This is a genomic window from Saprospiraceae bacterium (assembly GCA_016710235.1).
GTDB lineage: Bacteria > Bacteroidota > Bacteroidia > Chitinophagales > Saprospiraceae > Vicinibacter.
This window is the reverse complement of the sequence record JADJLG010000001.1, coordinates 681,825-696,166: the sequence shown is the minus strand read 5'-3', so window position 1 is coordinate 696,166 and position 14,342 is coordinate 681,825. Positions and strand designations below refer to the sequence as shown.

The 14,342-nt window shown below is 37.9% G+C and carries 15 protein-coding genes; 9 read left to right on the top strand and 6 right to left on the bottom strand.

Translation table 11 applies throughout. From position 1 onward, the window contains the following. The first annotated feature begins 19 nt into the window (after window positions 1-19). The 4 genes from IPI99_02815 to IPI99_02800 all read left to right on the top strand — a co-directional run bounded on the left by IPI99_02815 (window position 20) and on the right by IPI99_02800 (window position 4,344). Window positions 20-1,693, top strand: a complete 1,674-nt coding sequence (locus IPI99_02815) for a tetratricopeptide repeat protein (GenBank protein MBK7339442.1) — start codon at window positions 20-22, stop codon at window positions 1,691-1,693. Beyond that, window positions 1,690-2,457: a DUF4292 domain-containing protein gene (locus IPI99_02810; protein MBK7339441.1), complete on the top strand. Its 768-nt coding sequence runs from the start codon at window positions 1,690-1,692 to the stop codon at window positions 2,455-2,457. The genes IPI99_02815 and IPI99_02810 overlap by 4 nt, the downstream gene beginning before the upstream one ends. Beyond that, window positions 2,458-3,606, top strand: coding sequence for a peptidoglycan DD-metalloendopeptidase family protein (locus IPI99_02805; protein MBK7339440.1), 1,149 nt, complete (start codon window positions 2,458-2,460; stop codon window positions 3,604-3,606). A 69-nt stretch (window positions 3,607-3,675) separates the two neighbouring features. After that, complete coding sequence (locus tag IPI99_02800) at window positions 3,676-4,344, top strand: lipoprotein signal peptidase (GenBank protein MBK7339439.1); 669 nt, start codon at window positions 3,676-3,678, stop codon at window positions 4,342-4,344. Window positions 4,345-4,883: 539 nt separating this feature from the next. Here the strand turns inward: IPI99_02800 and IPI99_02795 are convergent. From IPI99_02795 to IPI99_02775, 5 genes are all read right to left on the bottom strand, one after another. Then, the gene (locus IPI99_02795; GenBank protein MBK7339438.1) at window positions 4,884-5,201 is read right to left on the bottom strand and encodes a helix-turn-helix transcriptional regulator; all 318 of its coding nucleotides are present in this window, start codon (window positions 5,199-5,201) and stop codon (window positions 4,884-4,886) included. A 176-nt stretch (window positions 5,202-5,377) separates the two neighbouring features. Then, window positions 5,378-5,716, bottom strand: a complete 339-nt coding sequence (locus IPI99_02790) for a helix-turn-helix transcriptional regulator (protein MBK7339437.1) — start codon at window positions 5,714-5,716, stop codon at window positions 5,378-5,380. Window positions 5,717-5,854: 138 nt separating this feature from the next. After that, window positions 5,855-6,580, bottom strand: coding sequence for a tRNA (adenosine(37)-N6)-threonylcarbamoyltransferase complex dimerization subunit type 1 TsaB (gene tsaB, locus IPI99_02785; GenBank protein MBK7339436.1), 726 nt, complete (start codon window positions 6,578-6,580; stop codon window positions 5,855-5,857). Continuing rightward, window positions 6,577-8,205 carry a S41 family peptidase gene (locus tag IPI99_02780; GenBank protein MBK7339435.1) on the bottom strand — a complete coding sequence of 543 codons (1,629 nt, stop codon included), beginning with the start codon at window positions 8,203-8,205 and terminating at the stop codon, window positions 6,577-6,579. The genes tsaB and IPI99_02780 overlap by 4 nt, the downstream gene beginning before the upstream one ends. Before the next feature lie 56 nt (window positions 8,206-8,261). After that, a complete protein-coding gene (locus IPI99_02775; GenBank protein ID MBK7339434.1) occupies window positions 8,262-8,993 on the bottom strand; it encodes an alpha/beta fold hydrolase in 732 nt (243 codons plus the stop codon). A gap of 139 nt (window positions 8,994-9,132) precedes the next feature. Between IPI99_02775 and uvrB the strand changes: the two genes are divergently transcribed. Then, window positions 9,133-11,151, top strand: a complete 2,019-nt coding sequence (uvrB, locus tag IPI99_02770; protein MBK7339433.1) for an excinuclease ABC subunit UvrB — start codon at window positions 9,133-9,135, stop codon at window positions 11,149-11,151. Between the two features lie 66 nt (window positions 11,152-11,217). Beyond that, window positions 11,218-11,889 (top strand): hypothetical protein, encoded by a 672-nt coding sequence (locus tag IPI99_02765; protein ID MBK7339432.1) that lies wholly within the window; start codon window positions 11,218-11,220, stop codon window positions 11,887-11,889. Between the two features lie 25 nt (window positions 11,890-11,914). Here IPI99_02765 and IPI99_02760 read toward each other — a convergent pair whose 3' ends face one another. Continuing rightward, on the bottom strand, window positions 11,915-12,814 hold the full coding sequence (locus tag IPI99_02760) for a hypothetical protein (GenBank protein MBK7339431.1): 900 nt from the start codon (window positions 12,812-12,814) through the stop codon (window positions 11,915-11,917). Between the two features lie 32 nt (window positions 12,815-12,846). Between IPI99_02760 and IPI99_02755 the strand changes: the two genes are divergently transcribed. The 3 genes from IPI99_02755 to ruvA all read left to right on the top strand — a co-directional run bounded on the left by IPI99_02755 (window position 12,847) and on the right by ruvA (window position 14,255). Continuing rightward, window positions 12,847-13,233, top strand: coding sequence for a YqaE/Pmp3 family membrane protein (locus tag IPI99_02755; protein MBK7339430.1), 387 nt, complete (start codon window positions 12,847-12,849; stop codon window positions 13,231-13,233). A 4-nt stretch (window positions 13,234-13,237) separates the two neighbouring features. Next, the gene (locus tag IPI99_02750) at window positions 13,238-13,546 is read left to right on the top strand and encodes a DUF2752 domain-containing protein (GenBank protein ID MBK7339429.1); all 309 of its coding nucleotides are present in this window, start codon (window positions 13,238-13,240) and stop codon (window positions 13,544-13,546) included. A gap of 109 nt (window positions 13,547-13,655) precedes the next feature. Further along, window positions 13,656-14,255 carry a Holliday junction branch migration protein RuvA gene (ruvA, locus tag IPI99_02745; protein ID MBK7339428.1) on the top strand — a complete coding sequence of 200 codons (600 nt, stop codon included), beginning with the start codon at window positions 13,656-13,658 and terminating at the stop codon, window positions 14,253-14,255. The last annotated feature ends 87 nt before the right edge of the window (window positions 14,256-14,342 follow it).

Below are 14,342 nucleotides of genomic sequence, written 5' to 3'. Positions count from 1 at the left end.
GCAAAATAATTTAAATTCTTTGAAATACTATATTTTACTATTCTTCTTGATGTTTTTAGCTCTTCATGCGGGAGCACAGCAGGATTTATCTCAGCTCAATTTACCTAGAGAAAGCGAGTTTATTGAAGCCATAAAACAAGAAGCCATAGGCAACTTACCTAAGGCGGCAGAACTTTTTGAAAAATTAGCAGAAAGCCAGGATTCGAGGTCTACGGCACTATTTTATCTGGCTCGACTCTATCGCAAATCAGGCAGACATGAAGATGCTATTAAGGCAATAACAGAATGTACAAGGCTGGCACAATCAAATAAATGGTTCTGGGTGTATCAAGCTAATCTGATGGATGAATACGGACGCAACCAATCCGCAGCAGAAGCTTATGCAGCTTTAAGCCGCCTGGAACCGGATAATTATACCATGTACGACAATGCTGCACTCAGGTTTTTGCAAGCAGAAAAACCCGAAGAAGCTCTCGGAATAATGGAATCGGCACAAGCTGAATTTGGATTAAATCCTTTGATTGCCATAAGGAAGGCCGAGCTTTATTCTCTTCTGAAAAAAGATAAAAAAGCCAAAGAAGCACTGGAAGGTGCACTTATAAAATATCCGGAAAATACCGATTTATTGGAAAAAATGATACAGTTTTATGAGAATAGTTCCAATACTGAACAAGCTCTTGCTTATATGGAGCGACTACGGAAAATAGATCCTTCAAATAAGAGATTTAATAAACAATCAATGGGCTCCGGGGTGACGGAAGTTCAATTCGGGCAATTTTCAAATGACCCGACAATAACTATCGATGAGAAAATAAAAAAAATGATACCAGTACTGGAATCAGAACACTTTTTGACAGACACAGCTTTCTCCAATCGGATAAAAAATGAAATACACCAATTGGCATATGAGAATAAAAATGATCTCAAACTACAAGCCTTGTATGGTGATGCATTGTTTTTGAAGAAAGAATACCGGGAAGCATCAAATCAGTATATTAGAGCAATTGAACTTGGAAAAGTTCCTTACTCTGTTTGGGAACATGGAATTTATAGTTTGATACAAAGCAATAGGTGGATCTCTCTTGAAAAATATTTAAACATCGCCTTAAATTATTTTCCAAATCAAAGTTATTTGTATTTTGCGCTTGCAAGGGCACTGATTGAACTCCGGAAATATGAAGAAGCAGATGACGAAATTAAAAGATTAATGCCAATGATTGGTTCCAATACAAGCAAAGTTATTGATTCTAAGATATTGCAATATCGTCTTTTAATGGCAAAGAATAAAAATGATGAAGCTAAAGCTTTGATACAAAGTATCGAAATCAACAATTTATCATCAGCTCAGATAATTGAATATTCTTTAGCTGAAAATTGTGAAGTCAAACAACAGAATGATCTGGGACAAAAGCTTTCAGAAGCCTGGGCTGATGATAAATTGCCTTTGGAGTACAGATTATTCAGCCAATCGAATACCAGTTTTTGCAAGGGAGACATTTTGAATGCAAGTAAAAGTATGGACAGAATTGTGCAATCTGGTATCGAATTAAACATCGATCAAACTATTTTGAGATCGAGAATCTTAAGTACATCAGGAAAAAAATCTGAAGCAGTTCTTTTGCTAAAATCCATGTTGCCATATGCTGAAGATAAAATGAAAATTGAATCATATTTGAAAAAACTAGAAAATTGAAAGTAAGCAGATTCATTTTTGGCATGGTGGTTTTATCCATCTTTTTCATGGGTTGTGGAAGTTCTCGAAAAATGAATAATCCATCTACTGTAGAGAAGAAGGAAATCAAAGGCCTGGACGCCATTATCGAGAAATTACAATCGCGAAATGATTTTGGTTATTTTACTACAAAAGGTGAGTTACAGGGAACCACTCGCATTGGAGATCAATCTGCTTCATTTATCATTCAATGTAAACAGGATTCAATGATGATTATCTCTGTGAGGAAGTTGGGTTTTGAAGTATTTAGGGCAAAGATCACACCTGATTCGGCAATTTTACTAGATAGGATAAATCAAGAAGTACAGAGATTTTCTACCAGCGATTACCAAGAGAAGTTTCATGTCCCATTTGATCATTATTTAATTCAAGATTTATTGACCTCCGGATGCTATTTATCCGAATATTTAAAGTATTTTGTCAGTGAAAATGATTTGAGTGTAAAACTTGAAGGCGTTTCTGAGTTGTTTCAAACCATGGTTCAAGTGGATAAGCAAGATTATTTTCCTTTGCAATTTAATTATTTACAACAAGGCAGATCTGCTACCTGGAAAGTCATTGAAAAACAAATGGAAAATTCAAAAGTGCTCCAAAAGAAATGTAGTTTGGTTATCCAAGATCCCGAAGAGGGAAAAATGAGTATCTTGTTTGTTTTTGATTACTGGTCATTTGATCGTATAACCAATATGAAGTTTGATATTCCTTCCCATTACAAATCAAATTAAATGAGCATTAGGAGGATCCATTGGTTGGGAATGGTTTGTTTATTCGGAAGTCTGGTTGTGATATGTTCAGCTTTTTTATCCGAAGTGCTCCCTCAAGGGAGATTGGACGAAATTAAAAAATCAATAACAAAAATAAATCAGCTTTTATCTGATTCTCAAAAGGAGAAACTTTCTTTACTCTCAACAATTCAGATGTCTAGGAGTCAACTGGATTACAGGACAGAGTTGATTTCTGAACTCAATAAGCAAAATACCCATATCTCAACGGAAATCATTAATCTGGAGAAAAACAATGAAAAGGATGTTCAGAAAATAGACCATCTGAAAGTACAACTTAGCGCGATTTGGAGAATGAAGTGGAAACATATCTGTGCAGGAAATACCTCCCTTGTTTCAGGTGCGGATCAAGAATTGAGTGACAAAATTCTGAAATGGTATTGGATAAATCAATGGGAACAAATAAAGGGGCAACAGTTAAGGCAATTGAAAGTTACTCTGCATTCCTATTTTTCGAACAAAGATAGACTACAGCAAAAAAGAGATAGTGTTGCAAACATGGTTTCTCAACTGAGCGCCGAAAAACTTAATCTCGCGTCTGATTTGGATAAAAGCAGCATTCTAATGAGAAGTATGGTGAACAAAGAAGCCGATCTAAAAGCGGAATTAGCAGGTTTTAAAATGAAGCAAGAGAAACTTGAAGCCATTGTCTTGAAATCGATATGTTCAAATAGTAGTAATGAGGCAAATAATTCAGCGGGGTCACATAGGTACTCTTCTGAATGGCAATTTCCGGTTACAGGAGGGACAATAATTTCGCGATTTGGCAAAACTGCAGCTGCTCCAAATATCTATACCAATAATAATGGGATTGACGTGCAGACGAATGATCCTTTTGTATCAGTGAGTAATGATGCGGAGGTTATTCAGATAGCTCGCTTGCCAAATGATACGTACATGGTGCTGACAAGAGTCGGTGAAATTTATACAGTGTATTCGCAGTTGGAAAGTGTCTTAGTCCGACAAAAGGAATGGATTACAAGAGGGATGAAAATTGGTAAAGCTCGATCAAATGAGAAGGGAGCTTTTGAAATGCACTTTGAAATTTGGAAAGGGAAGACACCACAAAATCCATTAAACTTTGTCAACTGATCTTTATTTATATTGGGTTGCTGTAGTATTGTGGTGGAACGTTAATCAGAGATTAAGCAAAACTTAAAAATGGACAATCGTAAACTCGGACTTCTTTCATTGATCGTAGTATTGTCGATCTTAGTTATGGATCAGGTTTTAAAGATCTGGGTTAAGACACATATGGAGCAGGGAGAGGAGTTTCTCATGTTCGGACAGCAGTGGGCCAGAATCCACTTTGTAGAGAACGAAGGAATGGCATTTGGGCTTAGCCTGGGAGCATTTTGGGGCAAGCTTGCTCTGAGTACGTTCCGGGTCGTCGCCGTTGGTTTCATCATTTATATATTATTGCAACTCATCAAAGCGAAAGAGCGAAACGGATTGATTATTGCTTTCTCTATGATTCTAGCAGGTGCTATTGGAAACATCCTCGATAGCGCTTTTTATGGATTAATCTTTTCAAATTCACCTTATCATGGAGGCTTGGCTACTTTTTTACCTGAGGAAGGAGGATATGCCCCTTTTATGATGGGCAAAGTAGTGGATATGTTCTATTTTCCAATGTTTCATTTTACCTTGCCGAATTGGAGTCCTATTTGGCCAAGTGAACCGTTTGAATTTTTTAGCCCTGTGTTTAACCTGGCAGACTCGTCTATTTTCTGTGGAATTTGTCTTTTTTTGATCTTTTATCAGGGTAGCTCAAAGGAAAAGGCCCTTGGATCTGATAAGAATATACAGGCAGTTGAAGAGTTTCATTAGAAGCGATTCAGCTTTTCACGTTTCAAATGAAAAGTCGCTATTGTTCTCTGAATAGATTTTACTTAAGTATCGCTTGTAGATCAAGTATAATACAAAAGAAAGGAAGGAATTAAACCTAAATTTACCTAAAAATACAAATCGTACCAAGTTGACTTCAAAATCAAGGCTTAGCAATATGCATTATTCAGCAAAGTAGAATTTTTTTTGAAACTTGCCCAGGAAGCTGAGTTAGGTAATATCATTATTGACCAATTGAAATGTCACCAGTTTACTCCACGAAGAGGAAAGACATATCCCGGCAAAGTTCTGCTCCGTTAACCAAGAGCGACTTAAATCAATCACCAGATTTTCGCTTCGTGAAACCACTTGCTTACATTAAAAGCTTCATTATTATTCTCAATTAGTCTTTCACCTCAAGTTTAAACATAAAAATTGGGGTTAAATGACAAAAACCGGAGATCAAATCAATGATGAGATTTCCGGTTTTTATGTTTCTTTTAAAGTAAAAAGTCAGATGATTAAGTAATAAAACTCATTCTTCAGGCTTTTTCTTTTTTACTCAGAAAATTTCTTACAGCGATCTGCGCCTTTTCTACACAACTGTAATTGATTTTACAGTGGACAAACTTGCCTAATTTTTCTGTCTGTATAACTCCTGCAAGCCTCAGTATACTGAGATGCTGGGAGGTTACAGATTGTTCGATTTCAAGGGAGTGGTATATCATATTGACATTTACCATACCATTTTTGTCGATAAACTCCAGAATTTTTAGGCGGAGTGGATGAGCCAGAGCTCGCATTAGCTCGCATGAATAATCGAGCTTGACCGGATTGAAAATGACCTTAGCTTTCCTCATCGGGGGCTTCTTATTTTGATTCGTAGTTGACCTTAATGGGACAAAGATGCGAACATTATCCGATTTTACAAATAAATATTAAATATTTTTTTTATTTGTTAAGTGGTCACTTACTTGAAGTAATGTAGTGTAGAAGCTTTTAATACGATAGAGATTGATTTTTAAGGACTTACAATTTAGCCAGCGAGTTCTTCCACGAGTTTGGAAATTTGGTTCAAACGATCACGATCCAGTGAGTAATAGATGAATTTTCCTTGGCGCTCTGTAGCAACCACTCCTGCGCGTCTCAAAATTGCCAGATGCTGAGATGCAACGGATTGCTCTAACCTCAACTTAATGTAAATGTCAGTGACAGTCATCGTGTCATTTTCCTCCAAAAGGTCAATGACGCGCTGGCGCAGCTTGTGATTGACAGCGCGGAGAACCAACACAGCCTTTCTTAAATCGGCATAGTCGAGCTGTATATCCTTGCCCCCCTTCTTCAGCGTAATCGTTTCGTTTTTTTTGTTCCTCATTTTCGGGAATTTTTTTGTTGATCTAATACGAGCTGAAATGAATCCAAAACAGTGCCAATTTTGTGCTGGGAGCTTTTTTTCTTATTTGATAAACTGATATTTTTCTTTTATATATATAAAAATTCTCCTAAGGTCCTTTTAGTTCAATGTTTTATATATTTTAACTTTTGCTGTTGTAATGTTAGGTTCTTTAATATAATCAGGTGCTAAAGTCGATCTGTCGTCCCAAATTTTTGTCTCATACCTCTTTTTGCCTATGATTCCTATATAGCTGGCGTGTGAAACGATTTCGCTCAAAGTGGTTTCATAATTTTTCAAAAAAATCTCAGTTTTCGCTGCCCCGCTTCCGCCCAAAGCAAGCTTTGCTCCACTTTCCAGATCAGGAATCTCGACTGTGAGGGAAAAGTCATGGCTGAAAGCTTTTTTGAGGCTTTTACCGTCTCTATCGTAAACAGCCATATAAACCTCGTCTCTTCTGGCATCTATCATCGGTAAATAATAGTCAAAATCGGCATTGATCATCCGCATTCCTAGTGCGATACCTTCCAATGATGAAATACCCAAGATAGGGATATCCAATCCATAGCTAAGACCTTTTGCAAAGGAGATTCCCGCTCTAAGTCCGGTAAAAGAACCAGGACCGATGGATACTGCAATCGCTTTGAGATCAGCTAGTCCAAGGTCAGCCTCAGCTGTTAGTCTATCTAGCCAGTCAGACAAAACACGTACAGGGTCAGCCTTCAATTCCTCTTTATTGAACCAAATACCATCTCTATTGCACAATGCCATTGAGCAGTAATCGGTGGCAGTCTCAATAGCTAAAATAGGCGGTTGGGATGTTGTCTGAGGATTCAAAAAGCTCATGGAGTATGAAGAATGGATTTCATTTTTTCATTGGACAGCAGGGTGCTGATGGCTTCAGCAACCAATTTATCCTGTCCAAGTCTCTTTGCATACCTTCCTGATTCATAACCGGTTCGAGAAGCAATCTCTTCTTCTATCAGATTGGAAATCAAATCTTTATTGTCTTGAATTTGTAGCCATTGTAGCTGGTCCAAATTATTTTTAATGGTCTGAGTTTGTGTTATCATTGATGATTGTCCTGATTTCTTGAGTTCTTTTTCAAAATCAGCCCATTTGGATTCGGCGTCTGACTTATCATCGAATTTGTTCTGTTTCAAGTAGTCCACAAAATCGTTAAACTGGTTGAATTCAAAGTTTTCAGGTTTTTCCGGTGCGGAATTCTTCAGTAAATAATGAGTGACATAATTGAATATAAAATCTTGATCTACAATCTTTTGTACGATTTCAGGAAAATTTGCTTCTGGAACTTCTATATCGGGTTTAATTCCTCCTCCATCGTATACAGGTCTTCCATTTTTCGTTTTGAAGAGCGTCCTCAACGAATCCGGCAGATGTACGACTTCTCCATTTTCATATTTCACACTTTGGATGCATCTACCTGAGGGTATGTAATATTTAGCTATGGTCAATTTAACAATTGCATTATACCCTACATCACGAGTATTTTGCACAAGTCCTTTCCCATATGAAATTTGTCCTAAAATGACTGCTCTGTCTAAATCCTGTAAGGTGCCGCTTACGATTTCTGAAGCGGATGCAGAGTTTTTATTGATCAGAACTGCAACGGGCATACTTTCGTCCACTGGATTCATTTGGGTTTTGTAAGTCATGTCCTTTTCCTTTTGTTTTGACCTCGTGGTGGCAATTGTTTGTCCGGCAGGAACAAAAGTATTACATACATTTACGGCTTCATGCAAAAGGCCGCCACCATTGTCTCTCAGGTCTAAGATCACTCCTTTGATATTGGCATTTTCTGCTTTTAGTTTTCTCAGGGCATCTTGGACATTTTTTCCAGCATTGTCTGTGAAAGTGGTCAAGCTGATATAAGCAATGGAATCTCTCAGTATAGATGAGTAAGGCACATTTGGTATGTTAACTTCATCTCTGATGATAGTAAATTTTTGAGATTGACTTGAACCTGGTCTGAGTATTTCCACATCAACTTCTGATTTGGGAATACCTCTCATGATATGGTTGAGATCCTCGCTATCTTTGCCTTTTGCGTCTTGATTGTTGACTTTCAAAATTTGATCTCCTGCCCTTAAACCTGCTTTGTATGCCGGGTAGTCTTTGAACACTTCTGTGATAGTCAGGTGATCTCCCATTTTTTTAGCCTTGGCACCTATGCCGTTGTACTTTCCTTCTACTGTCAGACGATAGTTTTCTATTTGGGCTTCGGAAATATAATTCGTAAAAGGATCAAGTGAGGCAAGCATCGCATCAATCCCTACTTTCATTAATTTCGAAGGATTGGTTTCGTCTACAAAATTATTGTTTATTTCCTTATAAACATTAGCAAATATTTCAATATTTTTTGTTATTTCAAAATATTTGTCGTAATAAAATGAACTGGCTCCGATCAACAAAAAAACAGTGCTGAGTAGGATGAAAAATTTCTTTGACATGTAGATCAAACGCTTATAATTGGATTTGTAATGCTTAAAACGCCAACCCGAACCATTTAGTTATGTGAATTAAAAAAATCTCTTACGGTTCTAACGAACTCATCGGGTTGATCTGCATGTACCCAGTGGCCTGCATGGTCGATCGTATGAAAGAGAGCTTTTTGATATTGTACTTCCAATTGAACCTGATCTCCGCTTGTGATATAATGGGATTCAGAACCTCTTACAAAGAGGATTGGGATATGAATTGGCTTGGACGGTTCTACTGACTTGAGAATCTCAAAATAATTCTCGGTTAGAACCGGAATATTTGCTTTCCATTTAAATTCCTGCTGATCACTTCTATCCAGATTTTTCATCAGGAAGAGTACGAATGAAGCGTTATAACCAAGATTGGTGAGATAATCTACAGCTTCTGATCTGGATTTAAATTGTGAGATTGGCATTTGAAGCAGGTCAACCATCATTGCTGATTGTTCAGGTGGATAGCTTTTTGTGCCAATATCAGCAATGACCATTTTTTGAAAGATCTCTGGCTGAGAATTTACTATCTCCAATAAAATCTTTCCACCCATTGAGTGACCAATAGCGTTTATCGGAACATCCATATGACTTCGGATGAAGGCAGATATTTCCTCGGCTAAAATCTTAAAATTGAATTGATTTGAATGTGGAGATCTTCCATGATTTGGTAAATCCGGTACAAAAACCTGATATTGATCGCTAAGAGATTTTGCCACGCTTTGCCAGTTGTCCAAACAACCCAGAAATCCATGTAATATGATCACCTGACCTTTGTCTGGAGGAGTGCCATATATTTTAAAATTTAAATTCAGTGATTAAGCTTTCGTTTGTAACAATTTCTTTGGGCAATCTGTTTTTTAAGGTTTGGCTTTAGCTCTGTAAATCTAATAAATTCTATTTCGCATGTCTTTCTTACTAGAATCAACATACAAACCAGCAGGAGACCAACCCGAGGCAATCCATCAACTTTGTTCAGGGATCGTTGAAGGTGAAAAATCTCAGGTACTTCTGGGGGTCACCGGATCTGGTAAAACCTTTACCATGGCCAATGTGATTGCTAAAACCAATAGACCAACACTGATATTGACACACAATAAAACATTAACGGCTCAATTGTATGGAGAATTCAAGGAGTTTTTTCCCAATAATGCTGTTGAATACTTTGTTTCTTATTACGATTACTATCAACCGGAAGCTTATATTTCAGTGACGGACACTTTCATTGAAAAAGACCTTCAAATCAACGAAGAGGTAGACAAATTGAGGCTCAAAGCAACCTCATCACTACTTTCCGGAAGGCGGGATATCATCATCGTGGCTACTGTATCCTGCATTTATGGTATGGGCAATCCTGAAGACTATAAACAAGGCATTATTCGAATCCAAAAAGGTCAGACACTAAGTAGAAATGGATTTCTTTATAGATTGGTAGATAGTTTGTACAATCGGACAGAAACTGAGTGGACCCGAGGGACATTCAGAGTGCGTGGAGACACAGTGGATATTTTTCTGCCCTATGTGGATTATGGATATCGAATCAGGTTCTTTGGTGATGAAATTGAAGAAATAGAGCAATTAGAAACACCTTCAGGCAAGAGGATCTCCAGCCTGGATTTTGCTGCTATTTTCCCAGCAAACCTGTATGTCGCACCAAAAGACCGTTTGAAGTCAATATTATATAGTATTGAAGATGAGCTTAGTTCACAAGTGAAGTATTTTGAACAAGAGATGAAATACAGTGAGGCTAAACGTATCGAAGAAAGAGTCCAATTTGATCTTGAGATGATTCGCGAACTAGGATATTGCAGCGGAATTGAGAATTACTCGCGCTTTTTTGATGGGAGGGTGCCTGGAACCAGACCCTTTTGCCTGTTAGACTATTTTCCTGATGATTATCTCATGTTTATCGATGAAAGCCATGTTACCTTACCTCAGATAAGAGGGATGTGGGGAGGTGATCGAGCCAGAAAACTCAACCTGGTCCAATTTGGCTTCAGATTGCCATCAGCTTTAGATAACAGACCTCTGAATTTTGATGAATTCAATGGTTTAATAAATCAGGTAGTGTATGTCAGTGCAACACCCGGAGAATATGAATTATCCGAGACAGAAGGTGTGGTAGCAGAACAAGTTGTCAGGCCGACAGGTTTACTTGATCCTCCGATTGAAATTCGCCCATCGCTGCATCAGATTGATGACTTACTGGAAGAAATTCAAAAGAGAAAAGACAAAGGAGAAAGGATACTGGTCACCACTTTGACGAAGAGGATGTCAGAGGAACTGGCAAAGTATTTTCAGCAACTGGCTATCAAATGTAAATACCTGCATTCAGAAATTGATACTATGGAGCGGGTCGAAATCATCAGAGACCTAAGAATGGGTTTGTTTGATGTTCTAGTGGGTGTCAACCTGTTGCGTGAAGGTTTGGATATGCCCGAGGTTTCATTGGTTGCAATTCTGGATGCTGATAAAGAGGGATTTTTGAGAAATGACCGGTCACTAACGCAGACTGCAGGGCGGGCGGCAAGGAACGCGAATGGATTGGTTATCTTTTATGCAGACAAAGTCACAGATTCAATGCAAAAAACCATCGATGAGACCAACAGGCGACGTGCCAAACAAATGGCATATAATGATTTGCATGGTATTGTGCCTGTTACACTGAGTAAGACCAAAGAAGAAATCATGCAGAAAAGCAGTATTCTGGATTCAAGAGCCAGACCGAAGGATTACTATGTCGAAAAAGATGATCAATCGCTTGCTGCTGATCCTATAATCAGCTATATGAATGCTGAACAATTGCAGAAATTACTCATCGAGACAGACAAAAAGATGAGAGATTCAGCAAAAGAGCTTGATTTTATTTCTGCGGCAAGATATCGCGACGAGATTGCTGAGATCAAAAAACAACTCAAGCAGTAATTTTAGTTCTGAAGCTGGAGCGATCGGCAATTTATTGTTATTTTTGGAAAAATAAAGGAGACTGAAATGGAAGAAAATGAACTCATTCACTTTAGGGCATTCCAACATGAAGAAGACAGTGCCGAACTTGTAGAGTTGTTGAAAGACAATGATATAGAATACAAGTTAGAAGAAGTTGAGGGCATTTTTGACCCAAGTTTTGCACAAACTGAGATTCCGGGAGGATTTCTACTCCTTGTTAAGCTATCCGACATAGACCGAATTCATGAGTTGATCAACAAAGACCTTGAAAACAGACTAGATCTGCTTCCCAATGACTATTATTTATACTCTTTCAGCGACAAGGAGTTATTAGATATCCTGTACCGACCGGAAGAATGGGGAGATGTGGACGCCTTGCTTGCAAGAAAACTCCTGAAATCTCGCAATGTACCATTGGATGATGCACATATAGAGCAAGTAAAAGAAGAGCGTGAACTAGCAATCGTCAATGAAAAGTCAGATCCTACCTGGTGGATTGTTTTTGGGTATATCCTTGCTGCTGCTGGGGGATTGTTAGGTTTGGTATTAGGAGCAAACTTATATTACACCAAAAGAGATTTGCCTGATGGAGAGCGGGTTTACAGGTATGAAGAGAAAGCGAGAAAGCATGGTTTTTGGATAATGATTATCTCCGCAATTGTTCTTACATATTTAATGGTGCAATACTTTATAAATTACGAAGCGTCTTCAATTTAAAAATAGAGGGTAGTCAATCAGAAATCTATCGTTTTATCTTGATAAAGGCAGTTTCGCCCAGTTTAAGTTGCACCAAGAGAAGTTGGCTCTCATTTTTATCCAATAGCAAGGCTTTCACAGTACAGGGAGGATATTTACCTTCAGAAATTGCACTTATTGCGATATCAACAGCTGAAGATTTTTCAATGGGAACTGAGATTATCTGGGGCGCATTACTAATCCGCAAATCGGATATCCACACTTCATTATTTTTCAATACCCTGACTTTATCTCCATCTTCCAGTTTTTCATCCCAAATTTGAATCCTGATGGAATCAGATTTCCATTTGAATGAAACGGTTTCATTTGTTGAAATTCTTTTAACCTGATCAACGGCTTTGAGTTCATTCAATTTTTCACCCAATTCTGCTGAAATCGAATCCGGGATAGAGTTGGAGGGGAGGTTCTTAGCTACCTTGGATGCTACTTCATAAATAGCTTTTGGTGTACTCATGATGATAGTCCCTCCTTCACAACTCTGAGTCTGGCGGTCTTTATTTTCTGCCGTAAAATCACCCTGAAAAAATGGTTTACCAAGCTTCTTGTCTAAAGTGCCATTGACTTTCATGAGGCAAAACTCACTTATTGGAGTCAGAGATTTTGTAAACAATATCTCCGTTTCCTCAAATTGAAATATTTTAGTTTTCTTTGAATACTTTCCTACAATCTTTGCTTTGGTCTCGTCGGGTCCATTGATGTCAGAAATGGAATAGCCTACAATTTTTTCTCCAAACATTTGGTAAGTAATGGAATACGAGCTAGCCTCCGTTCTGCCAATTAATATGGCTCCCGTCAATTCTACATCTTGAGCATTTAACCAAACTGCTGAAAAACTAAAGGATATTAAAAATATTAAATTAACAAAAGATTTTGTTAAATAAGTCATTATTTAGATATTTGACGCAAAATTAGTTCAATATGAAAAACTTTTCAAACCTACTTTCTCTAAGTGCACTTTGCTTATTTGTGGCTGTTCTAGCCATAGGTATTCCGAATGAGTCTTTTGCCGCTTATCCTGGTAAGAAGACTGTCAAAACAGAATTACAGTCTGCATCCATTACTGCCGGACAAACTATTACGGTCACGGACCCTAACATTTTGTACGGAAAACAATCCCTACCTCTTGAGGCTCAGGGCGGATCAGATGATAAAGTTCTTTTGATCGTTTTAGCTCTGTTACTTCCGCCATTGGCTGTATACATGTATTATGACGAGTGGAATGGACAGTGTTGGTTAAACCTTATTTTGACTCTGCTTTGTGGAATACCAGGCGTAATTCACGCTTTGATTACAGTAATCAAGTAAAAATTTGCAAGAAGGTATCAAACGAAATCTTTACTGGTTTTATTTAGGCTTCCTCCTCATAGGACCAGTGGTCTTGTTTATTTTACCTGCAGATTTTTTTGACCACTCAACTATAGAGTTGTGTTTGTCAAAAATTTTATTTGACAGAAGTTGTATTGGATGTGGGATAACTCGAGCAGTGATGCATTTTATTCATCTTGAGTTCGATATGGCCATGCAATACAACAAGCTGGTGGTCTTGGTTATACCACTTATCCTCTACTTATGGGGAAAAGAGCTATTCAAAGTGAAAAAGTATTTGAGCGTGAGTTGAAATGCTTTTTCGCTTTTTTTTTGTTGTTACGATTCAATCTTTCAGCTTTTTGGATTGCAGAATGAGATTATCCTAGTTCTTCTTACCTTTACGCCAACAGTCTTCGCATATGATTAGCACTGTCAAAGGCAAAATTGAGGAAATTAGTCCGACACATGTCATCCTTGAATGTTCGGGAATTGGCTATCATATCCATATCAGCTTAAACACTTTTACTTCAATAGCGGATCATCGTGAAGTTAAGTTATATACTTCATTTATAGTCAGGGAAGGGGGAGAACAGCTGTTATATGGTTTTTGGACGAAAGATGAAAGGGCCTTATTTGATATGCTAATTTCAGTAAGTGGCGTCGGGCCAACTGCTGCAAGACTGATTTTGTCTTCGCTAGAACCAATAGCTGTCAAAGATGCTCTGGCTAGCGGAAATGTTCAACTTTTCCAAAGGATAAAAGGCATAGGTCCAAAAACAGCCCAACGAATCATCATTGATCTCAAAGACAAAGCCATCAAGGAAAGTTCCGGAGAGGCGCTTACAGGAAAATTGCTAAGCACAGATTCAACTAAGCGGGCGGAAGCCATATCCGCATTGTTGTCTTTAGGTTTTAACCGCCTTCAAATTGATAAAGTTTTTCAGGCAAACTCCACCGTGATTGATCAAGCAGGTTCTGTTGAAGAAATCCTCAAGTTTTCACTAAAAAAATTAGCCTAATTCCGCTTACATTATACCTAAATGTCCAGAATATCGTTATCATGAGATGCTTTTTTACCAAAACCGTTAGATTTTGATTTTGAGATG